At 40.1% G+C, this 24,866-nt stretch carries 24 protein-coding genes and 2 tRNA genes; 22 read left to right on the plus strand and 4 right to left on the minus strand.

Annotated features, from left to right (window positions below; genetic code table 11):
* The first annotated feature begins 83 nt into the window (after nt 1-83).
* Nucleotides 84-2,081, plus strand: a complete 1,998-nt coding sequence (metG, locus tag EJF26_RS01580; protein WP_001291354.1) for a methionine--tRNA ligase — start codon at nt 84-86, stop codon at nt 2,079-2,081.
* Between the two features lie 16 nt (nt 2,082-2,097).
* Here metG and EJF26_RS01585 read toward each other — a convergent pair whose 3' ends face one another.
* The 3 genes from EJF26_RS01585 to coaA all read right to left on the minus strand — a co-directional run bounded on the left by EJF26_RS01585 (nt 2,098) and on the right by coaA (nt 3,908).
* Nucleotides 2,098-2,631, minus strand: a complete 534-nt coding sequence (locus EJF26_RS01585) for a DNA topology modulation protein (protein WP_000684203.1) — start codon at nt 2,629-2,631, stop codon at nt 2,098-2,100.
* Between the two features lie 52 nt (nt 2,632-2,683).
* Entirely contained in the window at nt 2,684-2,920 is a 237-nt protein-coding gene (gene rpsT / locus EJF26_RS01590; RefSeq protein ID WP_001273999.1) for a 30S ribosomal protein S20, read from the minus strand.
* Nucleotides 2,921-2,987: 67 nt separating this feature from the next.
* On the minus strand, nt 2,988-3,908 hold the full coding sequence (gene coaA / locus EJF26_RS01595) for a type I pantothenate kinase (protein WP_000180480.1): 921 nt from the start codon (nt 3,906-3,908) through the stop codon (nt 2,988-2,990).
* Nucleotides 3,909-4,112: 204 nt separating this feature from the next.
* Between coaA and EJF26_RS01600 the strand changes: the two genes are divergently transcribed.
* From EJF26_RS01600 to EJF26_RS01650, 12 genes are all read left to right on the plus strand, one after another.
* Nucleotides 4,113-4,703 carry a class I SAM-dependent methyltransferase gene (locus EJF26_RS01600; RefSeq protein ID WP_004245862.1) on the plus strand — a complete coding sequence of 197 codons (591 nt, stop codon included), beginning with the start codon at nt 4,113-4,115 and terminating at the stop codon, nt 4,701-4,703.
* On the plus strand, nt 4,700-5,977 hold the full coding sequence (locus EJF26_RS01605; RefSeq protein WP_001202939.1) for a pyrimidine-nucleoside phosphorylase: 1,278 nt from the start codon (nt 4,700-4,702) through the stop codon (nt 5,975-5,977). Before EJF26_RS01600 ends, EJF26_RS01605 begins: the two co-directional genes overlap by 4 nt.
* 19 nt (nt 5,978-5,996) lie before the next feature.
* Nucleotides 5,997-6,659 (plus strand): deoxyribose-phosphate aldolase, encoded by a 663-nt coding sequence (gene deoC, locus EJF26_RS01610; protein ID WP_000773694.1) that lies wholly within the window; start codon nt 5,997-5,999, stop codon nt 6,657-6,659.
* Nucleotides 6,646-7,035: a cytidine deaminase gene (locus tag EJF26_RS01615; RefSeq protein ID WP_000246099.1), complete on the plus strand. Its 390-nt coding sequence runs from the start codon at nt 6,646-6,648 to the stop codon at nt 7,033-7,035. The genes deoC and EJF26_RS01615 overlap by 14 nt, the downstream gene beginning before the upstream one ends.
* A gap of 90 nt (nt 7,036-7,125) precedes the next feature.
* Nucleotides 7,126-8,181, plus strand: a complete 1,056-nt coding sequence (locus EJF26_RS01620; RefSeq protein ID WP_001036146.1) for a BMP family lipoprotein — start codon at nt 7,126-7,128, stop codon at nt 8,179-8,181.
* A 136-nt stretch (nt 8,182-8,317) separates the two neighbouring features.
* A complete protein-coding gene (locus EJF26_RS01625; RefSeq protein WP_000929824.1) occupies nt 8,318-9,853 on the plus strand; it encodes an ABC transporter ATP-binding protein in 1,536 nt (511 codons plus the stop codon).
* The gene (locus EJF26_RS01630) at nt 9,846-10,904 is read left to right on the plus strand and encodes an ABC transporter permease (RefSeq protein WP_000038676.1); all 1,059 of its coding nucleotides are present in this window, start codon (nt 9,846-9,848) and stop codon (nt 10,902-10,904) included. The genes EJF26_RS01625 and EJF26_RS01630 overlap by 8 nt, the downstream gene beginning before the upstream one ends.
* A 2-nt stretch (nt 10,905-10,906) precedes the next feature.
* Nucleotides 10,907-11,863, plus strand: coding sequence for an ABC transporter permease (locus tag EJF26_RS01635; protein ID WP_000029136.1), 957 nt, complete (start codon nt 10,907-10,909; stop codon nt 11,861-11,863).
* A 183-nt stretch (nt 11,864-12,046) separates the two neighbouring features.
* Complete coding sequence (locus EJF26_RS01640) at nt 12,047-12,799, plus strand: hypothetical protein (protein ID WP_000377447.1); 753 nt, start codon at nt 12,047-12,049, stop codon at nt 12,797-12,799.
* On the plus strand, nt 12,800-13,339 hold the full coding sequence (locus EJF26_RS01645; protein ID WP_001217744.1) for a hypothetical protein: 540 nt from the start codon (nt 12,800-12,802) through the stop codon (nt 13,337-13,339).
* A 9-nt stretch (nt 13,340-13,348) separates the two neighbouring features.
* Entirely contained in the window at nt 13,349-13,525 is a 177-nt protein-coding gene (locus tag EJF26_RS09745) for a hypothetical protein (RefSeq protein WP_004245779.1), read from the plus strand.
* 73 nt (nt 13,526-13,598) lie between these two features.
* Nucleotides 13,599-15,182, plus strand: a complete 1,584-nt coding sequence (locus EJF26_RS01650) for a DUF4767 domain-containing protein (RefSeq protein WP_000816425.1) — start codon at nt 13,599-13,601, stop codon at nt 15,180-15,182.
* Between the two features lie 135 nt (nt 15,183-15,317).
* Here EJF26_RS01650 and plsY read toward each other — a convergent pair whose 3' ends face one another.
* Entirely contained in the window at nt 15,318-15,959 is a 642-nt protein-coding gene (gene plsY, locus EJF26_RS01655) for a glycerol-3-phosphate 1-O-acyltransferase PlsY (protein WP_004246593.1), read from the minus strand.
* A gap of 135 nt (nt 15,960-16,094) precedes the next feature.
* Here plsY and parE point away from each other — a divergent pair, with 135 nt between their 5' ends.
* From parE to EJF26_RS01700, 9 genes are all read left to right on the plus strand, one after another.
* Entirely contained in the window at nt 16,095-18,038 is a 1,944-nt protein-coding gene (gene parE / locus EJF26_RS01660) for a DNA topoisomerase IV subunit B (protein WP_000037250.1), read from the plus strand.
* 18 nt (nt 18,039-18,056) lie between these two features.
* Entirely contained in the window at nt 18,057-18,884 is an 828-nt protein-coding gene (locus EJF26_RS01665; protein WP_000113755.1) for a hypothetical protein, read from the plus strand.
* 87 nt (nt 18,885-18,971) lie between these two features.
* Complete coding sequence (locus tag EJF26_RS01670) at nt 18,972-19,760, plus strand: aminoglycoside 6-adenylyltransferase (RefSeq protein WP_001258589.1); 789 nt, start codon at nt 18,972-18,974, stop codon at nt 19,758-19,760.
* Between the two features lie 106 nt (nt 19,761-19,866).
* Nucleotides 19,867-20,382, plus strand: a complete 516-nt coding sequence (locus EJF26_RS01675) for a GNAT family N-acetyltransferase (protein ID WP_000682227.1) — start codon at nt 19,867-19,869, stop codon at nt 20,380-20,382.
* Between the two features lie 186 nt (nt 20,383-20,568).
* On the plus strand, nt 20,569-23,049 hold the full coding sequence (parC, locus tag EJF26_RS01680; RefSeq protein WP_080563312.1) for a DNA topoisomerase IV subunit A: 2,481 nt from the start codon (nt 20,569-20,571) through the stop codon (nt 23,047-23,049).
* 130 nt (nt 23,050-23,179) lie between these two features.
* Nucleotides 23,180-24,202 carry a branched-chain amino acid aminotransferase gene (locus EJF26_RS01685; RefSeq protein WP_000214935.1) on the plus strand — a complete coding sequence of 341 codons (1,023 nt, stop codon included), beginning with the start codon at nt 23,180-23,182 and terminating at the stop codon, nt 24,200-24,202.
* A gap of 119 nt (nt 24,203-24,321) precedes the next feature.
* Nucleotides 24,322-24,552: a DUF2969 domain-containing protein gene (locus EJF26_RS01690; protein WP_000037102.1), complete on the plus strand. Its 231-nt coding sequence runs from the start codon at nt 24,322-24,324 to the stop codon at nt 24,550-24,552.
* Between the two features lie 49 nt (nt 24,553-24,601).
* Nucleotides 24,602-24,682 (plus strand) — tRNA-Tyr (locus EJF26_RS01695).
* 9 nt (nt 24,683-24,691) lie between these two features.
* A tRNA-Gln gene (locus EJF26_RS01700) sits at nt 24,692-24,763 on the plus strand.
* Nucleotides 24,764-24,866 lie beyond the last annotated feature (103 nt).

Below are 24,866 nucleotides of genomic sequence, written 5' to 3' on the forward strand. Positions count from 1 at the left end.
GATTTTCCTATCGAAAATCACTAAAAATATGATATAATGAAGTGTTAGAAAAACAGGTTTCATTTGCCTGGAAAGGAAAAATTATGTCTGAAAAGAATTTTTATATTACAACACCGATTTACTATCCATCTGGTAAACTTCATATCGGTTCTGCCTACACAACCATCGCTTGTGATGTCCTAGCTCGTTACAAACGCCTTATGGGCTACGATGTCTTTTATCTGACAGGTCTTGACGAGCATGGTCAAAAGATCCAACAGAAAGCGGAAGAAGCTGGTATTACACCACAAGCTTATGTTGATGGCATGGCGGTTGGTGTCAAAGAACTCTGGAAATTACTCGATATCTCATACGATAAATTCATCCGTACAACTGATGATTACCATGAAAAAGTAGTGGCTCAGGTCTTTGAACGCTTGCTTGCTCAAGATGATATCTACTTGGGTGAATACTCTGGCTGGTATTCAGTCTCAGATGAAGAATTCTTTACAGAAAGCCAGCTGGCAGAAGTTTTCCGTGACGAAGCTGGAAATGTAACGGGCGGTATTGCTCCATCAGGACACGAAGTAGAATGGGTATCTGAAGAGTCTTACTTCCTTCGCCTCAGCAAATACCAAGACCGTTTGGTTGAATTTTTCAAATCGCATCCTGAGTTTATCACTCCATCTGGTCGACTCAATGAAATGTTGAAAAACTTTATCGAGCCAGGTTTGGAAGATTTGGCAGTTTCTCGTACAACATTTACATGGGGAGTACCAGTCCCATCAAATCCAAAACACGTTGTCTATGTATGGATTGATGCTCTTCTCAACTATGCGACAGCCCTTGGTTACGGTCAAGATGAACACGGTAATTTTGATAAGTTCTGGAATGGAACAGTCTTCCACATGGTTGGAAAAGATATCCTTCGTTTCCACTCCATCTATTGGCCTATCCTTCTTATGATGTTGGATGTAAAATTGCCAGATCGTTTGATTGCTCACGGTTGGTTTGTCATGAAAGACGGCAAGATGTCTAAGTCTAAAGGAAATGTTGTCTACCCTGAAATGCTGGTAGAGCGTTATGGACTAGATCCACTTCGTTACTACCTCATGCGTAGCCTTCCGGTTGGTTCGGACGGAACCTTCACTCCTGAAGACTATGTAGGCCGTATCAACTACGAATTGGCTAATGATCTTGGGAACCTCCTCAACCGTACGGTTTCTATGATTAACAAGTACTTTGATGGGCAAATCCCTGCCTATGTAGAGGGTGTGACAGAGTTTGACAATGCGCTTGCTGACGTTGCAGAACAATCTATCGCAGACTACCATACACACATGGAAGCAGTTGACTACCCACGTGCGCTTGAAGCGGTCTGGACTCTTATCTCTCGTACTAACAAATACATCGATGAGACTGCTCCATGGGTCTTGGCTAAGGATGAAGCTCTTCGTGACCAATTGGCAAGTGTTATGAGCCACTTGGCAGCTAGCCTTCGTGTTGTCGCTCACTTGATTGAGCCCTTTATGATGGAAACCAGTCGTGCTGTCTTGACTCAACTTGGTCTAGCAGAAGTTTCTAGCCTTGAGAACTTGAACTTGGCTGACTTTCCTGCAGGTGTGACAGTAGTTGCCAAAGGAACCCCAATCTTCCCACGTCTGGATATGGAAGAAGAAATCGCCTATATCAAGGAACAAATGGAAGGTAATAAACCAGCAGTCGAAAAGGAATGGAATCCAGATGAAGTCGAACTCAAACTAAACAAGGAAGAAATCAAGTTTGAAGACTTCGACAAGGTTGAAATCCGTGTCGCAGAAGTCAAAGAAGTTTCTAAAGTAGAAGGTTCTGATAAGTTGCTTCAATTCCGCTTGGATGCTGGTGATGGTGAAGATCGTCAAATCCTCTCAGGAATTGCAAAATACTATCCAAACGAACAAGAATTGGTCGGCAAGAAAGTCCAAATCGTTGCCAACCTCAAACCACGCAAGATGATGAAAAAATATGTCAGCCAAGGGATGATTCTCTCAGCTGAACATGATGGCAAATTAACCCTTCTCACAGTTGATCCAGCTGTACCAAACGGAAGTGTGATTGGGTAAAAGCAAAAAACCAACGTTAGGCACGTTGGTTTTTCTTGTTATGTGTGAGATTTTCTAAGAAGTTGTCTATCTCCTTTTGCGACCTGAGAACAATTATTTTCTCTGGATAGGTTTCTTGAACCCGCTGATAACGTTCCTTAGCGGATTTGCTCCGCCCATCCCAGAGAATCCATCTGATAAATTCCCAGTTAAATTGCTCTTTACAGCCAGCCGCCATACTTTCTCTGACCTTGCCGCGATATGTGAGATAACGTTTGAAGGCTCGAAAGAGACAAGACAATGGGGAAAAGTTGAGAAAGATGATTTGGTCAGCTTCCTGCATTCTTTCTTCATAGCAACACCAAGAGTAGTTGCCATCAATGACCCAAGTTTCATGCTTTGTGAGAAAGTTTTTCATCTCGGTCAACATCCATTCGCGGTCACTATCTTGCCAACCAGGTTGAAATTGGAGAGTATCCATATGCAGTTTGGGGATGGAGCAGTAGTTTGATAATTTTTCAGCTAGGGTTGACTTACCAGCTCCAGAATATCCGATGATTGCGATTTTCATTTTCTACCTTTTCTTATTAGAGGACAAAAAAACAGCCTCTATGGACTGTTTCTTATTTAGCAAGTTTAGATGAAAGACGAGCTTTATCGCGACTTGCTTTGTTTTTATGAATCAAACCTTTAGTTTCTGCTTTGTCGATAGCTGAGCTAGCAGCACGGAAAAGTTCTTCAGAAGGGTTTGCTTCGAAAGCTTTGATAGCAGTACGCATAGCTGATTTTTGAGCTGAGTTTTTTTCGTTATGTTTAACGTTCAATTCAGCGCGTTTGATAGCTGATTTAATGTTTGCCAATGTTCTTACCTCCATATTTACTAACTATACCATTATATCTGAAAACTCAGGTTTTGACAAGGGGAAATTATTTTTTTAGGTAAATTTCATCGATTTCATGATTTTTAGTCTTATGGAGAATAACCTCGGCTCGATTCCTTGTTGGTTCAATATAGTTTTGTAGATTTGTAAGGTTGATATCACTCCATACCTGGTGGGCAAAAGACTCTACTTCCCCTATTGGCATTTGCGTAAAGCGGTGGTAGTAGCTATCTGGATCGTTTTGTGCAAAGCTGAGGAGTTTTAAAAATCGATCTAAATACCAGCTTTCAATGTCCTCGACAGCAGCGTCTACGTAGATGGAAAAATCAAAGAAGTCGGTGATGTAAAGGCGCTCATTTTGAGGATTTTGAAAGACATTGATTCCTTCAACGATGACGAAATCTGCAGCCTTAACGCACTGTTTCTCCCCAGGAACAATATCATAAACCTCATGAGAATAGACGGGGATATCGACATTCTGTCCATTTTTTAAGCGATCAAGAAAATTCAGCAAAGCTTCCATATCATAACTCTCTGGAAAACCTTTACGATTTAAGATACCTTGGTCAATTAAAGTTTGGTTGGGATAGAGAAAGCCATCCGTTGTCACTAGTTCTACAGTAGCATCTGAAAGTGTACGGGAGAGAAGGATTTGTAGGAGGCGGCTAGTTGTTGACTTGCCGACGGCGACACTACCCGAAACCCCAATAATAAAAGGTTGGGGCTTGCTATCTCTCTGAAGAAAGATTTCTTTTGAGAAAGACAAATCTTCTTTGGCTTTTTTATAGATATGGATAAGGTGAACCAGTGGCAGATAGATGTCTGTTACATCTTGCAGACTGATTTGGTCGTTAAAACTCTTGATGGAGTCCAGTTCTTCTTCCGTCAAGGGAGGGGTTGTCTTGCGATGCAAGGACTGCCATGTTTGGCGGCTGATTTTTTCAAAATGTAAAAATTCGTTGGTCATAATGTTTCCTCGTTCGATATCTTAGTATATCATATTTCATTTATAAAGACATAAATGAATTAAATCCATTTATGATATATAGTTTTTAAAAGAAATAAAACCATTGAAAAGTTTTAATTGTTATTATAATAGATGTAGTCTGTGTCTTGAAATTTAGCTTTGTAAACGATTTAACATTTCACTAAAATATGGTAAAATAGTTTTATGAGTAAAATGTATTATGCAGAAAATCCTGATGCAGCTCACGATATTCATGAATTGAGAGTAGAGTTGCTGGGACATAAAATGACCTTTTTAACGGACGCAGGTGTCTTTAGTAAAAAGATGATTGACTTTGGTAGTCAGCTCTTACTGAAGTGTCTAGAGGTTGAGAAAGATGAGCGAGTGCTAGATGTCGGCTGTGGGTATGGTCCCCTAGGACTTTCTTTGGTCAAGGCTTACGGAGTACAAGCTACCATGGTCGATATCAATAATCGTGCTCTGGACTTGGCGCGAAAAAATGCTGAGAGAAACCAAGTTTCAGCAACTATTTTCCAATCAAACATCTATGAGCAAGTTGAAGGGAAATTTGACCATGTCATTTCCAATCCGCCGATTCGGGCGGGCAAGCAAGTTGTTCATGAGATTATCGAAAAGAGCATGGATTTTCTGGAAGACGGTGGAGACTTAACAATCGTTATTCAGAAAAAGCAGGGTGCCCCTAGTGCCAAAAACAAGATGGAAGACATGTTTGGCAATTGTGAAATCGTCAAAAAAGATAAGGGATATTATATCCTTAGAAGTGTGAAAGAATGAGAGCAGTTGATTTAATCCAAAAAAAACGAGACGGTCAAGAATTGACTTCAAATGAAATCAAGTGGCTGGTAGAAGGCTATGTGGCAGGAACTGTTCCAGACTATCAGATGTCTGCTTTTGCTATGGCTGTTTATTTCAAAGGAATGACCACACGAGAGATTTCTGACCTGACGATGAATATGGTTAAGACGGGTCAAGAGTTTGATTTGTCAGCCATAGAGGGTATCAAAGTAGATAAACACTCGACAGGTGGTGTTGGTGATAAGGTGACCTTGATTTTGGCTCCTTTAGTAGCCAGTTTTGGTGTCCCAGTAGCCAAGATGAGCGGTCGTGGACTAGGACATACTGGCGGGACCTTAGATAAGTTAGAAGCAATAAAGGGCTACCAAGTGGAACGTAGTCAAGAGGATTTCATCAAACAGGTTCAAGACATTGGTGTATCCGTCATTGGTCAGTCTGACCAGCTGGTTAAAGCAGACAAACTTCTCTATGCGCTTCGTGATGTGACAGCGACTGTCGACACTATTCCTTTGATTGCTAGTTCTGTCATGAGTAAGAAAATCGCTGCTGGAGCAGATGCCATTTTGCTAGACGTGACTGTCGGTGAGGGTGCCTTTATGAAGACTGTTGAGGAGGCGCGCGAATTGGCTCAAACCATGGTGGATCTTGGTAAGGCCGTTGGTCGAAAGACGGTAGCAGTCATTACCGATATGAGCCAACCCTTGGGAAGAGCCATTGGCAATCGTCTTGAAATCCTAGAAGCAATCGAGATTCTTCAAGGAAAAGGCCGAGAAGATATCAGTCACTTTATCTGTGAACTTGCTCAGATTATGCTTGGGTTGGCTGATGTTGAGAAAACCGTCGAGGAAATCCGTCAACATCTTGAAAACGGCCAAGCACTGGCTAAGTTTGAAAAAATGGTAGCAGCACAAGGCGGTGATCTAGAAGATCTCTATCGCCCAGTAAATGTTGCACATGTGGTGGAAATTCCAGCACAGGAAACAGGTATAATTTCAGCTCTTCCAGCTATGGAATTTGGTCTCTATGCCATGAGACTAGGAGCCGGTCGTGCAGTCAAGTCTGATGCTTTAGACTATGAAACTGGAATCGTTTTTGATAAAAAAGTTGGTGAACCTGTCCAGAAGGGTGAAATTGTTGCAAAAGTTTATACAAATGGAAAAATTTCTTCTGAACTAGTTACAGAATTTCAAAAATATGTTAAAATAAATGATGGAGTGCAAAGTTTACGAGAAATTATAGAAATTATCTCATAAAACCAGGGAGAATCCGAATATGAAGTTAAATAAATATATAGATCATACGCTTTTAAAGCAAGATGCAAGTCAAGAACAAATTGATCGTTTGCTATCTGAAGCGCGTGAGTATGACTTTGCCAGCGTTTGTGTCAATCCCAGCTGGGTCGCTCATTCAAAGGCAGGACTTGATGGTTCAGATGTAAAGGTTTGTACAGTAGTAGGTTTTCCTTTGGGAGCAACAACTTCAGCTGTGAAAGCTTTTGAAACAAAAGAAGCTGTTCAAAACGGTGCAGATGAGATTGATATGGTTATCAATGTTGGTGCCCTTAAATCAGGCAATCTTGATTTAGTTGAATCGGACATCCGTGCTGTCGTAGAAGCAAGTGGTGACAAGTTAGTTAAGGTCATTATTGAAGCCTGCTTGTTGACAGACGATGAAAAGGTTGTGGCCTGCCAATTATCCCAGAAAGCAGGCGCTGACTTTGTTAAAACATCTACTGGCTTTTCAATTGGTGGTGCTACGGTAGCAGATGTTAAATTAATGCGTAAAACAGTCGGACCAGATATGGGAGTTAAGGCAGCTGGTGGAGCTCGTTCATATGCAGATGCTGTCGCTTTTGTGGAAGCAGGCGCTACCCGTATCGGAACATCTGCTGGTGTAGCAATTTTAAAAGGAGAATTGGCAGATGGCGACTACTGAGTTGATTGAACTAGCAATTGAAACCAGCAAGAAAGCCTATGTACCCTATTCTCACTTTCCCATCGGAGCTGTTTTAGTTGCCAAGAACGGTAGCATTTATACGGGTGTTAATATCGAGAATGCTAGTTATCCTTTGACCAATTGTGGAGAGCGTACCGCTATTTTCAAAGCAGTTTCGGAGGGACAACGGGAGTTTTCAGAGTTGATTGTCTACGGACAAACTGAAAAACCCATCTCGCCATGTGGTGCTTGTCGTCAGGTCATGGTTGAGTTTTTTGAACAAGATCTAAAAGTGACTTTAGTTGCTAAAGATAAATCGACGGTCGAGATGACGGTCGGGGAGTTACTTCCATACTCATTTACAGACTTAAATTAGTCTGAGCTACTCTTCGAGTGGCTGTGGTCTACGTGACCAAACGATCTATACTTGCAACATCGTTGCACATCTTATTTAGGAGGTTCAGTAATGAACAAGAAACAATGGCTAGGCCTTGGTCTAGTTGCAGTGGCAGCAGTTGGACTTGCTGCATGTGGTAACCGCTCTTCTCGTAACGCAGCTTCATCTTCATCTGAAATGAAGACGAAAGCAGCGATCGTAACAGATACTGGTGGTGTTGATGATAAATCATTTAACCAATCAGCTTGGGAAGGTTTGCAAGACTGGGGTAAAGAACACAATCTTTCTAAAGATAAAGGCTTTACTTATTTCCAATCAACAAGTGAAGCAGACTATGCTAACAACTTGCAACAAGCGGCTGGAAGTTACAACCTGATCTTCGGTGTTGGTTTTGCACTTCACAATGCAGTTGAAGAGGCAGCAAAAGACCACTCTGACTTAAACTATGTCTTGATTGATGATGTGATCAAAGATCAAAAGAATGTTGCGAGCGTAACATTTGCTGATAACGAAGCAGCTTACCTTGCTGGTGTTGCAGCAGCTAAAACAACTAAAACAAAACAAGTTGGTTTTGTAGGTGGTATCGAATCTGAAGTTATTTCACGTTTCGCTGCTGGATTTAAGGCTGGTGTTGCCTCAGTAGACCCTTCTATTAAGGTACAAGTTGACTACGCTGGTTCATTTGGTGATGCTGCTAAAGGTAAAACAATTGCAGCAGCTCAATACGCTGCAGGTGCAGACGTTGTCTACCAAGCAGCTGGTGGTACAGGGGCTGGTGTCTTTGCTGAAGCAAAATCTTTGAACGAAAGCAAAAATGAAAACGAAAAAGTTTGGGTTATTGGTGTAGATCGTGACCAAGCAGCAGAAGGTAAATACACTTCTAAAGATGGTAAAGAATCAAACTTCGTTCTTGTATCTACATTGAAACAAGTTGGTACAACTGTAAAAGATATTGCCAACAAAACAGAAAAAGGTGAATTCCCTGGTGGACAAGTTATCGTCTACTCATTGAAAGATAAAGGGGTTGACTTGGCAGTAACAAATCTTTCAGAAGAAGGTAAAAAGGCTGTCGAAGATGCAAAAGCTAAAATCCTTGACGGAAGTGTAAAAGTTCCTGAAAAATAATGGATAAAAGTCATTTCTTAGGAAGCGGCCATCGGTCGCTTCTTTAAGAATTGAGGCAATTTTTGTCTCAATAGAGCTTGTTAATGTGATTAGCAGGTTTTATTGAAATAAAATAAACCTCTGAAAGGAAGAGCATATGGCACACGAAAATGTCATTGAGATGCGGGATATTACCAAGGTGTTTGGTGAATTTGTAGCAAACGACAAGATCAATTTGCAACTGCGAAAAGGTGAAATCCATGCACTTTTAGGAGAAAATGGAGCGGGTAAATCCACTCTGATGAATATGCTTGCAGGACTTCTTGAGCCAACTAGTGGTGAAATTGCGGTGAATGGTCAAGTTGTCAAACTAGATTCACCTTCTAAAGCTGCTAGTCTAGGAATTGGGATGGTTCACCAACATTTTATGTTGGTCGAAGCTTTTACAGTAGCTGAGAATATCATTTTGGGGAGTGAAATCACTAAAAATGGTATGCTAGATATAGCCGAAGCTACTAGAGAAATCAAGGCTCTTTCTGAACGTTATGGTTTGGCAGTGGATCCTGCTGCTAAGGTGGCGGATATTTCCGTTGGTGCCCAACAACGTGTAGAAATCTTGAAAACACTTTATCGTGGTGCTGATATCCTTATCTTTGATGAACCTACAGCTGTATTGACTCCTTCAGAGATTGACGAGTTGATGGCAATTATGCGTAATCTTGTCAAGGAAGGCAAATCCATCATCCTAATCACCCACAAGTTAGATGAGATTCGTGCGGTATCTAATCGAGTGACAGTTATCCGTCGTGGGAAATCAATCCAGACGGTTGAAATCGCAGGCGCAACAAATGCGGACTTGGCAGAAATGATGGTTGGACGCTCTGTTTCCTTTAAAACGGAAAAACAGGCACCTCAACCAAAAGAAGTGGTCTTGTCTATCAAGGACTTGGTTGTTAATGAAAACCGTGGTGTTCCAGCTGTGAAGAATCTTTCTTTGGATGTTCGAGCTGGTGAAATTGTTGGTATTGCGGGTATTGATGGCAATGGTCAATCTGAACTCATTCAAGCTATTACAGGCCTTCGTAAGGTTGAGTCTGGTAGTATTGAATTAAAAGGCAAATCAATCGTGGGAATGCACCCACGACAAATTACGGAACTCAGTGTAGGGCATGTTCCTGAAGACCGTCACCGTGATGGATTGATTTTGGAGATGATGATTTCAGAAAATATCGCTCTTCAAACCTACTACAAAGAACCACTCAGCAAGAATGGTATCTTGAACTATGCCAATATCACTTCACATGCTAAGAAATTAATGGAAGAATTTGACGTCCGTGCGGCAAGCGAATTTGTTCCAGCAGCAGCTCTTTCAGGAGGAAATCAACAAAAAGCGATTATTGCTCGTGAAATTGATCGTGATCCTGATCTCCTTATCGTCAGCCAACCAACTCGTGGTTTGGATGTCGGTGCCATTGAATATATCCACAAACGTTTGATTGAAGAACGTGATAACGGAAAGGCTGTCCTTGTTGTCAGCTTTGAATTGGATGAGATTTTAAATGTCTCAGACCGAATTGCTGTTATTCACGATGGTAAGATTCAAGGTATTGTATCGCCAGAAACGACTAACAAACAAGAACTTGGTGTCTTGATGGCTGGTGGAAACTTGGGAAAGGAGAAGAGTGATGTCTAAAAAATTACAACAAATTTCGGTTCCCTTGATTTCCGTATTCTTAGGAATCTTGCTCGGAGCCATTGTCATGTGGATTTTCGGCTACGATGCTATCTGGGGGTATGAGGAGTTGTTTTATACAGCTTTTGGTAGCCTCCGTGGGATTGGAGAAATTTTCCGTGCCATGGGTCCTCTGGTCTTGATTGGTCTTGGTTTCGCTGTCGCTAGTCGGGCAGGTTTCTTTAACGTTGGTTTGCCAGGTCAAGCGCTAGCGGGATGGATTCTAAGCGGTTGGTTTGCCTTGTCGCATCCAGATATGCCACGTCCAATGTTGATTTTAGCGACTGTGGTGATTGCTCTGATCGCAGGTGGAATTGTTGGTGCAATTCCAGGTATTCTCAGAGCTTATCTCGGTACGTCAGAGGTTATCGTAACCATTATGATGAACTACATTGTTTTGTATGTAGGGAACGCCTTTATTCATTCTTTCCCGAAAGACTTTATGCAAAGTACAGACTCAACAATTCGTGTGAGTGCCAATGCTAGTTACCAGACACCATGGTTATCAGAGTTGACTGGCAATTCTCGGATGAATATCGGTATCTTCTTTGCTATCATTGCTGTTGGTGTGATTTGGTTCTTGCTCAAGAAAACGACTCTCGGTTTTGAAATCCGTGCAGTTGGTCTTAATCCCCATGCTTCAGAGTACGCTGGTATTTCAGCAAAACGTACAATCATTCTATCAATGATTATCTCTGGTGCTTTGGCTGGTCTTGGTGGAGCGGTAGAAGGTCTTGGAACCTTCCAAAACGTTTACGTTCAGGGATCATCATTGGCTATCGGATTTAACGGGATGGCAGTTAGTTTGCTTGCTGGAAATTCACCAATTGGAATTCTCTTTGCAGCCTTCTTATTTGGAGTTTTGCAAGTAGGAGCACCGGGTATGAACGCAGCGCAAGTTCCGTCTGAGCTTGTCAGCATTGTAACAGCGTCTATTATCTTCTTTGTCAGTGTTCACTATATTATCGAACGCTTTGTCAAACCTAAAAAACAAGTTAAAGGAGGTAAGTAAGGATGTCTATTACAACATTACTCACCCTCTTGGTCTCTTCTATGCTGATTTACTCAGCACCACTTATATTCACGAGTATCGGAGGAGTTTTCTCTGAACGTGGTGGTGTCGTTAACGTCGGTCTTGAAGGAATTATGGTTATGGGAGCCTTTTCTGGGGTTGTCTTTAACCTTGAGTTTGCAGAACAACTTGGAGCAGCGACTCCTTGGATTTCCTTGTTAGTTGCAGGTATCGTGGGAGCTATGTTCTCCCTCATCCATGCAGTCGCTACAGTTCATTTCCGTGCGGACCATGTTGTCAGTGGTACAGTATTGAACTTGATGGCTCCTGCCTTAGCAGTTTTCTTGGTTAAAGTTCTTTATAACAAAGGACAAACGGATAACTTAAGCCAGACTTTTGGACGTTTTGATTTCCCAGTTTTGGCTGATATCCCAGTGATTGGAGATATCTTCTTTAAGTCAACAAGTTTGCTAGGTTATATCGCGATTGCCTTCTCTTTCCTTGCTTGGTTTATTCTCTTTAAGACACGCTTTGGTCTTCGCCTTCGCTCTGTTGGTGAACACCCTCAGGCAGCGGATACCTTGGGGATCAATGTCTACAAGATGCGATATCTTGGGGTTGTTATTTCAGGTTTCCTTGGTGGAATTGGGGGAGCGATTTATGCTCAATCAATCTCAGTTAACTTCTCAGTGACGACTATTGTCGGTCCTGGATTTATCGCCCTTGCTGCGATGATCTTTGGTAAATGGAACCCAATTGGTGCTATGCTTTCCAGTCTATTCTTTGGACTTTCACAAAGTTTGGCAGTTATCGGTTCTCAATTGCCTTTCCTACAAGGAGTGCCAGCGGTTTACCTTCAAATCGCCCCTTATGTCTTGACCATCCTTGTCTTGGCAGCCTTCTTTGGAAAAGCAGTTGCACCTAAAGCAGACGGTATCAACTACATCAAGTCAAAATAAAGTTGTTATTGTGTACTTAACAAGATTTAATGTGAATTTTACTGATGATCAGTGTAGTATAATTGAACAATAATTTTGTATAGCTTGTTAGACAAAATTATTGTTTTTTGTACTATCAAATATAGATTAATTGAAGGATTTTGTAAGATCATCAATTCTATTAGTAGTTTTAGGAGAAATTTTGTGGATAGTAAAGATTGGTTAGAATATTTTGAAGCAATAAATGGACGTAAGCCCAGTTCCCAAGAATTTTTAGAAGCAAAAGAAAGTGGCTTGATAGGTGCTCCTTCCTTTATGAAAAAAACAGAGGAGGTAACTGAACAGAAAATAACCACAGTGATGAAAGAAGAATATTTAGAAAACTTCCCTCAAAGATTTAAGAAAAATGACGCTTCTAAGTCATCGTTGGATACCACTTCTAAAAATGAGATGGGAACCCTCAATGAAAGATTGATTTCTAGACAAATGAGCACAAATGGAACTAACTTTTATGATAGATTATTGAATGTACAAGCGTTCAAGGATAAGATTGATGTTTCAGCTGATCCCAATAATGGTATTTTTCATCAAATTTTACCATTCCTTAATGGGAAACATAAAGTGTTATTAACGCTAATAGTAGTGGGGTATCTGGCTTTTTTATTCTGTGGTTTTAGACCCCTTGGCAAGATTTCTTATGCTTCTAATCTTTATGAAGTGGGGAGTATTTTTATTCCCAAAAAGTACACTACGGGCTATGGAGGCTATTCATTTTTCAATGCAGATAAGGAAATTGACAGACAGATGAATGGTTCTTTAGCAAGATTTCGTTATAGATTTATCACACCGATGATTATTTCTGTAGTGGTGATGGGAGTTTCAACATATCTACTACGAAATGATCAAGAGTTTCAAACATATATTTTTAATTACTATCGACAAAAGAAGGTAAAATAAATGAGAATTGAAACATTTTTAGGAATAGTTTTAACTGTGCTCATACCAATTGCAGTTGTAGAATATGGTTTAAAGCCAGCAGAATTGATGTTAGAGGATGATTTGATCAATAAGGGAGTTATTAAAAAGAGAGACACAAAATTATTTACACGTCAAGTTCATATATTTTACTCTAAAAAGATTAGAAATCTTAATGGAGTAGCACATTTGTTACAAGAAAATCCAATTTCAGTTCCTAAATTACCAACTAAAATTTTTCAGTTTCTTGGTGAAGTACAGCAGACTTTTTATCCCGATAAAATTATTTTTACCATGGAATTTTTAAAAAGAAGGATTATCTTTGTTTTAGAATATTTAGGTGAGGAAAATGGAGAGTTCGTCTATCAATTTACTCTTAAGAATCTAAGAAATCGTTCATTTAGAGAAATTGTCTTTATCTATAATGTTATCTTAACTCGAATTGAAAATTATTTGAAATCGCTAGATGATTCTATTGAAGTTAAACGTAAAGTGGTTGAATATAGGACCACAGTAAAATAGGAGAAAAAAATGGAAGTTTTGTTTATATTTCTATTTATTGCAATTGTTTTTGCGATTTACTATGGCAACAGTATTCTTCAAATTGGAATATATAAGCTTATAAGTAATGTTAAAGATAAACTTGAAAATACTGTTGCTGAACAGAAGGAAAAACAAGGACAGACTGATAAACGTGAAAAATTGTAACTGAAAAATTAGATTTAATAAAGTTAATTTTGAATGAAATCATTGTATATAATTAAAATTGAAAGGGGAATAAATGAAAAGAGCAGATTGGATAGAATATTTTGAATTAATTAATGATCGAAAACCCACCCCAGAGGAATATTTTTCAGCAAAAGCTGCTGGTGAATTTGTAGAGGATACTGGGTCAGGTGAAGAGGAAATCAAATCAGAAGTAAAAGAGGTCTTGCAGACGGATGAGATTTCTGATGAGATAGCAGGTGAAGAAGAGAATGACCAATTTTGTGAAGAATATGATGAGTCTGTTGTTACTGCTAATCCAATACAAACACCTTTTGTAGTGGATCAACGAGGTCGAGACATTAGTTTTGGAAAGGCAATTGTCGATTTTTTTAGAGGATACTGGGATTTCAAAGGATACACCTCGAGAAGCGGGTATTGGTATATGGTTCTTTTTAATCTTTTATTATTGATTATATCAACCGTTCTTCCTATAAGTATCTTTAATCCACGGTATCTTTTAAACCCGTTTTATTTAATAACAGGAGGTTTCTTATATTTCTTGTTTTGGCTTTCGGCTCTTATCCCATGGGTTGCTATAAATGTGCGTCGTCTTCGAGATGTAGGTTTTAAAGGTTCTGGCATCTTTTTGTTGTATGTAGCTGAGTGCGTGCCTTTTTTAAATATCCTAATTGCATTATTCCTTTTGTTTAGCGTTTGTCAAAGAGCAGATTATTTTACTAAGGAATATGATAGTATTTTTTTTAGGAATCTCAATCAAAAAGAACCATTACCAGACACATCACTACCGGAAAGAAAATCGATTGGTGGATGGATTGGAGTTCTCTTCATATTTCTATCATTTATAGGGTTGATGGCTCCCATATCTAATTACGGGAGTTCTCATCATGGTAATACTCAAAATTGGAATAACCCGGGAACTACCAGTCAGTCAAGTAATTTTACTGAAAAAGATAGCAGCAGTACGAGTTCAGAAATTTATCAGGTAGACCTATCTGATTATGAGATTAAAATTCACCTGTCTGGTGAATCTGGATCAGGCGTTGCTAGAACAGAGGTTTTAAAAATACCTCAAGTTTCCTTTAATGATCAGGAAGTTCAAAATTTTTTAGAGAATCCAACCATCAAACTCTCAAAAAGTTCAGGTTTATCAAATGGAGATACGATTGAAGTTAAGTTGATTCTAGATAAAGATAAGGCTAAGAGACTGGGGATATCCATAATAGGAAGTTACCATAAATATTATACTGTTTCTAAATTAGAACTCTCTAACTCTGCGAATAGCAGAAATTCTCCCACAAGTAATTACTGGAATGAAGGGAAGGCCAAAAAACTAGCAAACTATATGATTGAGTTTGGGAAAAATATGAATCAACCAAGCTATAGGCAAATTCCTTTAAGCACTAACCTTTATTGGACAAATGGGGATAAAGTTTCATCTGATTATCAAATTGTAGATGCATATGAATATTGGTTTTCAAGCGGTACGAAGGTACATAGATACTTCTTCGCAATCAATTTAGATGGTACTCCAAAAGTGTTATATTCTCAAGATACAAATGGAGAACACTATAATGTTTCTGAGACCAACAATACAGATCTTAGAACTTCATTTGCTTCAATTGTCAATGGTGATTAAAGAATGAAATTCTGTAAATGACTTTATTCCTTGATTACCTAATGTGAAAAAGCGAACAAGTGATATTTCTGCAATTCAGAAATATCACTTGTTCGCTTTTTTATCTGTAGTTATATTTTTATTTCAAACTCTTTTCTATCTGTTACGTTTCTGTCGTGTTAGGTTCAATCCCCATGGGACGAGATTTTCAGTTTTATTTTTGATACGTGTGATATTATCCTTGTGACGAATGATAATCAAGCTAGCGAGTGCTAGGATAATCAAAATGAAGAGAGGGTCATAGCTGTTCAGGATAAATCCAAATAGTGGAAATAGGAGAACTCCGATAACGGCTGCGATAGAAGCGGTAACGCTAGATAGTGAAATCATACTACCTAGATAGAGGCTTCCAAAGAATACAATCGCTAGATAGAGACAAAAAACAGGCGCAAATCCGAAAATCACTCCAGCGCTGGTTGCGACAGCCTTGCCCCCCTTAAATCCGGCAAAGATAGGGAAAGTATGTCCGATCACAGCCAAAAGTCCAAATACAAGAGGTGATACACCTTGAAGGTGGAAAAGGATTGGAAGGAGAGTGGCCAAGGTTCCTTTAAAGAAGTCAATCACAAAGGTTGCCATACCCGCTTTCTTACCTAAAATTCGGAAAGTATTGGTTGTTCCGGTGTTTCCAGAACCATGTTCACGCAGATTTGTTTGAAAGAAAATTTGTCCAATCCATAGACCAGACGGAATCGAACCTAGCAAATAAGCTAGAATTAATAATACAAATGTCATCATAGACCTATTATACCATGAAATGCTGTGGAAAGTCAGAGAATATCTTGTGAAATTGTGACGGCTGAATGGGAAAAATTTTGCAAAATCCCTAGAAAACCTGTAAAATAGAAAAGATGAACAAATAGGAGGTTCCTTGTGTCAAAAAAGGAAATCAATATTAATAACTACAATGATGATGCCATTCAGGTGCTAGAAGGGTTGGATGCGGTCCGTAAACGTCCGGGGATGTATATCGGATCGACTGACGGTGCGGGTCTTCATCACCTAGTCTGGGAAATAGTGGACAATGCAGTCGATGAAGCCTTGTCTGGCTTTGGTGACCGCATTGATGTGACTATCAATAAAGATGGCAGTTTAACAGTAGAGGACCATGGTCGTGGAATGCCGACTGGTATGCACGCCATGGGAATCCCAACTGTTGAGGTTATCTTTACCATTCTCCACGCTGGAGGGAAATTCGGTCAAGGTGGCTATAAGACATCTGGAGGTCTCCACGGGGTTGGTTCTTCTGTCGTTAATGCCCTTTCTAGCTGGTTGGAAGTTGAAATCACTCGTGACGGTGCAGTCTACAAGCAACGTTTTGAAAATGGCGGGAAACCCGTCACAACCTTGAAGAAAATTGGCACAGCACCCAAGTCTAAGACAGGTACCAAAGTTACCTTCATGCCTGACGCGACTATCTTTTCTACTACTGATTTCAAGTACAATACCATTTCAGAACGACTCAATGAGTCAGCCTTTCTCTTAAAAAATGTTACCTTGTCTTTGACAGATAAGCGAACAGATGAAGCAATCGAGTTCCATTATGAGAACGGGGTACAAGACTTTGTTTCTTACCTCAATGAAGACAAGGAAACCTTGACGCCAGTTCTATACTTTGAAGGCGAAGACAATGGTTTCCAAGTGGAAGTTGCCCTCCAGTACAATGATGGATTTTCAGATAATATTTTATCATTTGTCAATAACGTTCGTACCAAGGACGGTGGAACCCATGAGACAGGACTCAAGTCAGCCATTACCAAGGTCATGAATGACTACGCTCGTAAGACGGGACTTCTCAAGGAAAAAGATAAAAATCTTGAAGGCTCAGACTACCGCGAGGGACTAGCAGCCGTTCTTTCTATTCTGGTTCCTGAAGAACACCTCCAGTTTGAAGGTCAGACCAAGGATAAACTGGGGAGTCCACTAGCTCGTCCGGTTGTGGATGGAATTGTAGCTGATAAGTTGACCTTCTTCCTTATGGAAAATGGTGAACTGGCTTCTAACCTTATTCGCAAGGCTATTAAGGCACGTGATGCGCGAGAGGCAGCCCGCAAAGCGCGTGATGAGAGCCGAAATGGTAAGAAAAACAAGAAAGACAAGGGCTTGCTATCTGGTAAATTGACCCCAGCCCAGTCTAAAAATCCTGCCAAGAATGAACTCTATCTAGTCGAAGGTGACTCTGCCGGTGGTTCTGCTAAGCAAGGTCGTGACCGTAAATTCCAAGCTATCCTACCTCTTCGTGGTAAGGTCATCAATACAGCCAAGGCTAAGATGGCGGATATCCTTAAAAATGAAGAAATCAACACCATGATTTATACCATCGGTGCGGGTGTGGGAGCAGACTTCTCTATTGAAGATGCCAACTATGACAAGATCATTATCATGACCGATGCGGATACCGACGGTGCCCACATTCAGATCTTGCTCTTGACATTTTTCTACCGCTACATGCGTCCGCTAGTTGAGGCAGGACATGTCTATATCGCCCTTCCGCCTCTTTACAAGATGTCCAAAGGCAAAGGCAAGAAAGAAGAAGTGGCCTACGCTTGGACGGACGGAGAGCTAGAAGAACTTCGTAAGCAGTTTGGTAAAGGCGCTACGCTCCAACGCTACAAGGGACTTGGTGAGATGAACGCGGACCAACTCTGGGAAACAACCATGAATCCAGAAACCCGCACTCTTATCCGTGTCACGATTGAAGACTTAGCACGCGCCGAACGCCGTGTCAATGTCCTCATGGGAGACAAAGTCGAACCACGCCGTAAATGGATTGAAGACAATGTCAAGTTTACGCTGGAGGAAGCGACAGTGTTTTAATATAGTATAGGAAATATTATGGCGAGACAGAATTATTTTGATATTTTGAATCGGATGGAATTTGATCCACAGAGAGAGTTAAAAAATTTGATGGATTTACTGGAAATGGAGAGAAATTTCAAGAGTATCTATTATGAAACAAGTTTAAATAGTGCGATTTCTGATAATTTCTTAGATTATCCTAATCGTTCAACCTTTACCAGTTATTCACAAATGGTAGAATTTGTTGGATTGAATATCTATAATACAACTGAACAACTATTTGTTTTCTCTGAGTTCTTAGTCGATATTTTTTGTAATCTTGCGGAAAAATTTACTGAGGAAGAGAGTGAGTTTATTCAAATTATATTTGATAATATTAAAAGGTTTTTAGAATTATCAAACCATGAATTGATTACATTGGACAATGGTAACAAAATCATTGTTGAAAAGAATGTATATGCCTCAGAAGCTTCTCAGATTGTATCTGAAACTAGTATTGAAGAGGCGATAAAGGTCTTAGAATATAATCATTTTTCAAATAAGGGAAATATTCAGCGTAAGAAAGAAATACTTATTGCTTTAGCGAACTACCTTGAACCGTTTAGAAGAGAACTAAATTATTCTGAAGAATTAAAAGATATTATGAAAGTTAACAATCAAAAGGTTATCGCGTTTGAAAAACTTTTTGAAATGTATAATAATTTTGGTTTAAGGCACAATAATTCAAATCAATATCATCTTGATTTGGCTGATGATGAATTGGAACAATGGTACGATGACATCTATACTTCGACTTTATTTGTTATTTTAAGCATGGATGAATCTAGAATTTTGTCGAAATTAAAAACTTTGAGAGAAGGATAGCTAAATCTGTTATAATTGATTAACTAATCTAACTTGAGAAATAGTATGCTAATAGACAGTAATATCAAATAAAGAACAGGTGTTAATATGAGAACTGAACCCGAAATACTTGATTTAATTTTTCAAACCGCAAAAGTGCTCCAAGTCGAGGCTGTCGCCATGTCTGGTTCACGGACAAACCCAAAAGCACCAAAAGATGAGTTTCAGGATTACGACGTGATCTATGTCGTGGACGACTTAGATAATCTGACGAGTGACCTTTCTTGGTTAGACCAGTTTGGCACTCGTATCATTGAGCAGCATAATGTCCTAGGCAACCGTCGACTTTATCTGATGCTATTTGAAGATGGAAATCGGATTGATTTGACCCTCTGTCCTACGGAGTATATTCAAGAGTGGGTGGATAGTGAAGCTGATTATACAGTTTTGCAAGATAAGAAAGGCTTGTTTGTTCCCTATTTCCCAAGTCCTCAACGTTACTGGACAAGTCTAGCTAGTGAGACGGATTTTGAAAAAGCCTGCAATGAATTTTGGTGGGTGTCAGCTTACGTAGTCAAGGGAATCTGTCGCAAGCAACTACTCTATGCCACTGACCATCTCTACGGGATTTGTCAGCAAGAATTCTTGAAGGTCTTGGCTTGGCAAGTTGCAGCTGATAAGGGGACGATTGATATTGGCAAGAACTACAAGTATCTCTTTAACTATTTACCTGCTGAGAAAGAGAAGGAATTCTCAAATCTACTGGATTTTTCAAATATAGAAAAACTCACTCAGTCTTTGTTTGCTACGATGACACTTTTCCACCAAGAAGCTCAGGCTTTCTCTCTAAAGACTGGTTTTCCTTATGATAAAGAAACTGCAGAAAAAATGATTTAGTATGCTAAAGAGAGACTTAGACTCTAAATTTCGCTATGCAACTTTAGGTTCGCTGGTCTCATACACTATTTCAGCTAGCTATTACAAAAGAGAAAGGCAATCGGTCATGAAGCATAATAAACAGTCCATTACACTTCGTGAAGCACGCGAAAATGATAAAGAAATTTTTGTCGAACTGACATCTGCTCTAAGCCGATTCAACAGGCAACACCATGATGAAAAATCAACATACGATGATTATTCGCAGGTTCTTGAAGCTATTAAAAGCCAGGCACTAAAAACATTTGAAAATAGAGATGATGGACGAACACACATTATTTTAGCTGAAAATCATCAAGATATTGTAGGTTATGGCTTGGCAAGGGTATATGATGAAGACGCAACTGCGGATAATGGAACAGGTCAAATAGGACTGATTGATGAACTGTTTGTCAGCGCCTCTGTTAGAGGGAAAGGAATTGGGTATATGTTGTTGGACGACTGTATGGAGTGGCTGAAGAAAACTAATATCCAGCGTGTTAAACTTCATGCTTACTCGTGGAATGATAGTGCAAAGTGCATTTACGAGCGCAAGGGATTTAAAGCCTACGCTATTTCCTATGAAAAATGGCTAGAAGAATAGATAACAGTTAGTTATGAGAAACTAAAATCCCTAGACTTTTCATCTTTTCTCTATTCAAAACATACTCTATATTCTTTGAAAGGAGTTGAACATGCTCTAGATACTGTGTAAAAAAATAAATTCTTTTGAGAGCTTGCTTCAAGAATTTATCTTTACACTTGGTATTTTACGGGCTCTGTATCATATATGAGTAACATTCAAAACATGTCCCTTGAGGACATCATGGGAGAGCGCTTTGGTCGCTACTCCAAGTACATTATTCAAGACCGGGCTTTGCCAGACATTCGTGATGGATTGAAGCCGGTTCAGCGTCGTATTCTTTATTCGATGAATAAAGATGGCAATACCTTTGACAAGAGCTACCGTAAGTCGGCTAAGTCTGTCGGGAACATCATGGGGAATTTCCACCCCCACGGGGACAGTTCTATCTATGATGCCATGGTTCGTATGTCTCAGGATTGGAAAAACCGTGAGATTCTAGTTGAAATGCACGGTAATAACGGTTCTATGGACGGAGATCCGCCTGCGGCAATGCGCTATACCGAGGCACGTTTGTCTGAGATTGCAGACTACCTTCTTCAGGATATCGAGAAAAAGACAGTTCCTTTTGCATGGAACTTTGACGATACCGAGAAAGAGCCGACGGTTTTGCCAGCAGCTTTTCCCAATCTTTTAGTCAATGGTTCGACTGGTATTTCGGCTGGATATGCCACAGACATTCCACCACATAATTTGGCTGAGGTTATCGATGCGACAGTCTACATGATTGACCATCCGACAGCCAAGGTAGATAAGTTGATGGAATTCTTGCCGGGACCAGACTTCCCGACTGGAGGAATTATCCAGGGCCGTGATGAAATCAAGAAGGCCTATGAAACTGGGAAAGGGCGCGTGGTCGTTCGTTCTAAGACGGAGATTGAAAAGCTAAAAGGTGGTAAGGAACAAATCGTTATCACCGAGATTCCTTATGAAATCAATAAGGCCAATCTGGTCAAGAAAATCGATGATGTCCGTGTCAATAACAAGGTTGCTGGGATTGTCGAAGTTCGTGATGAGTCTGACCGTGATGGTCTTCGTATCGCTATCGAACTCAAGAAAGATGCTAATACAGAGCTGGTTCTCAACTATCTCTTCAAATACACCGACTTACAAATCAACTACAACTTTAACATGGTGGCGATTGACAATTTCACGCCTCGTCAGGTTGGAATTGTGCCAATCTTGTCTAGCTATATCGCCCACCGTCGTGAAGTGATTTTAGCTCGTTCCCGCTTTGACAAGGAAAAGGCTGAAAAACGCCTACATATCGTTGAAGGTTTGATTCGCGTGATTTCGATTTTGGACGAAGTCATTGCCCTTATCCGTGCTTCTGAGAATAAGGCTGACGCTAAGGAAAATCTCAAGGTTAGCTATGATTTTACAGAAGAGCAGGCTGAAGCTATCGTTACCTTGCAGCTTTACCGTTTGACTAATACAGACGTCGTTGTCTTGCAGGAAGAAGAAGCAGAACTTCGTGAGAAGATTGCCATGCTTGCGGCTATTATCGGTGATGAACGTACTATGTACAATCTCATAAAGAAAGAACTTCGTGAGGTCAAGAAGAAATTTGCGACTCCACGTTTGAGTAGTCTAGAAGACACTGCGAAAGTGATTGAGATTGATACAGCTAGTCTTATCGCTGAGGAAGATACCTATGTCAGCGTAACCAAGGCAGGCTATATCAAGCGTACTAGCCCACGTTCCTTTGCGGCTTCAACGCTGGAAGAAATCGGCAAACGTGATGATGACCGTCTGATCTTTGTGCAAGCTACTAAGACAACCCAACATCTCTTGATGTTCACGACTCTCGGAAATGTCATCTATCGACCAATCCATGAGTTAGCAGATATTCGCTGGAAGGATATCGGAGAGCATCTGAGCCAGACTATTACCAACTTTGAAACTAACGAAGAAATTCTTTATGCAGAAGTGGTAGATCAGTTTGAAGATGCGACCACCTACTTTGCAGCGACTCGTCTTGGTCAAATCAAACGCGTAGAACGCAAAGAATTCTCTCCATGGCGAACCTATAAGTCGAAGTCTGTCAAGTATGCCAAACTCAAAGATGAGACTGATCAAATCGTAGCAGTAGCACCAATCAAACTGGATGATGTTCTCTTGATTAGTCAAAACGGTTATGCCCTTCGTTTCAATATCGAAGAGGTTCCCGTTGTCGGTGCCAAGGCTGCAGGTGTCAAGGCCATGAACCTGAAAGCAGATGATGTGCTTCAGGCTGCCTTTGTCTGTAACACTTCATCCTTCTACCTCTTGACCCAACGTGGTAGTTTAAAACGTGTTTCTATTGACGAAATTCCAGCAACCAGCCGTGCCAAACGAGGACTACAAGTCTTGCGTGAGTTAAAAAACAAACCGCATCGTGTCTTCTTAGCAGGAGCAGTTGCAGAACAAGGCTTAATCGGAGATCTCTTTAGTACAGAAGTAGAAGAAAACGACCAAACGTTACTTGTCCAATCTAACAAGGGGACAATCTATGAGAGTCGATTGCAAGATCTCAACTTGTCAGAACGTACTAGCAACGGAAGCTTTATATCAGACACCATTTCAGATGAAGAAGTTTTTGATGCTTACCTGAAAGAAGTCTATAAAGAAGGTAAAGACAATCCATAAAAAGAATCAGTCCAGAGGGCTGATTTCTTTTTGTTGAGAAAATTTTCAGAAAATTACAAATACTACTTGAAATTTTACTAGAAAAGTGTAGAATAGAACACATAGTTTGAATAGTATAAAGGAGAAACACATGACAGTTGCAATTGATTGGGAAAATCTTGGCTTTTCTTATATGAAATTACCTTATCGCTATATCGCTCATTACAAAAATGGACAATGGGATCAAGGGGGATTAACAGAGGACTCGACTCTTCATATTTCTGAATCTTCTCCAAGTCTCCACTATGGTCAGCAAGCATTCGAGGGCTTGAAAGCCTATCGTACTAAGGACGGCAGTATCCAACTTTTTCGTCCAGATGAAAATGCCAAACGCCTACAACGTACCTGCGACCGTCTCTTGATGCCTCAAGTCCCAACGGAGATGTTTGTAGAAGCTTGTAAAGCGGTTGTTCGTGCCAATGAAGATTATGTACCACCATACGGAACGGGTGGAACCCTCTATCTCCGTCCGCTTTTGATTGGTGTTGGAGACATCATCGGGGTAAAACCTGCAGAGGAGTACATTTTCACCATCTTTGCTATGCCAGTTGGTAACTACTTCAAAGGCGGATTGGTTCCAACTAATTTCTTGATTCAAGATGAATTTGACCGTGCGGCGCCAAATGGTACAGGTGCGGCTAAGGTTGGAGGAAACTATGCTGCCAGTCTTCTACCAGGTAAAATGGCAAAATCACGTAATTTTTCAGATGTTATCTACCTAGATCCAGCTACCCACACCAAGATTGAGGAAGTCGGATCAGCCAATTTCTTTGGAATTACAGCTGACAACGAATTTGTTACGCCTTTAAGCCCATCTATCTTACCATCTATTACCAAGTACTCATTGCTTTATCTGGCAGAACACCGCTTGGGCTTGACACCGATCGAAGGTGATGTTCCGATTGACAATTTGGATCGTTTTGTAGAGGCAGGTGCTTGTGGAACTGCAGCAGTTATCTCTCCAATTGGGGGCATCCAACATGGTGATGATTTCCATGTTTTCTATAGTGAAACAGAAGTAGGTCCTGTTACACGGAAACTCTATGATGAATTGACTGGTATCCAATTCGGTGATGTTGAAGCACCGGAGGGATGGATTGTCAAAGTGGACTAAACGACATAAAGTCATAAAGTAAAGAGAAACTCCATACAGTTGTAAGGGCTGAAATGGAGTTTTTTCTTGCTAGTTTGAGCATTTTCCTGTACAATAGAAAAAGTGAAAAGAGGTAAAGTATGAGCAAAAAAGATAAGAAAATTGAAATCCAATTAACAGATGCAAAAGTGATTGTTGGAAAAGACAGTTATGAAGGTTACGTTTTGACGATTGGAAAAAAGGTCATTGGCGAAATTGCCGAATTAGATAACCAATTTGCCATCATAAAGAATGGAAATGTCGATAGTTTTTATAAAAAACTTGAGAAAGCTGTGGAAATTTTGATTGAAAACTATAATTTAACAAAATAATGCTTGTTTTTTTGAAAATTTCATGATATAATAATTTTCGTTAAGCATTGGAGAGATAGCGAAGAGGCTAAACGCGGCGGACTGTAAATCCGCTCCTTCGGGTTCGGGGGTTCGAATCCCTCTCTCTCCATCTCATCATTGGGGTATAGCCAAGCGGTAAGGCAAGGGACTTTGACTCCCTCATGCGTTGGTTCGAATCCAGCTACCCCAGTTCTTAGGTAATAAATTCAAGATAAAAAGAAAAATATCTTAGGGTATTTTATTTTTATATTGAAAGACGTGAATGATATGAACATGTCCTTGCGGGTGCTTAG

The organism is Streptococcus oralis subsp. dentisani (assembly GCF_007475365.1).
In the GTDB taxonomy this organism is placed as follows: domain Bacteria; phylum Bacillota; class Bacilli; order Lactobacillales; family Streptococcaceae; genus Streptococcus; species Streptococcus mitis_AX.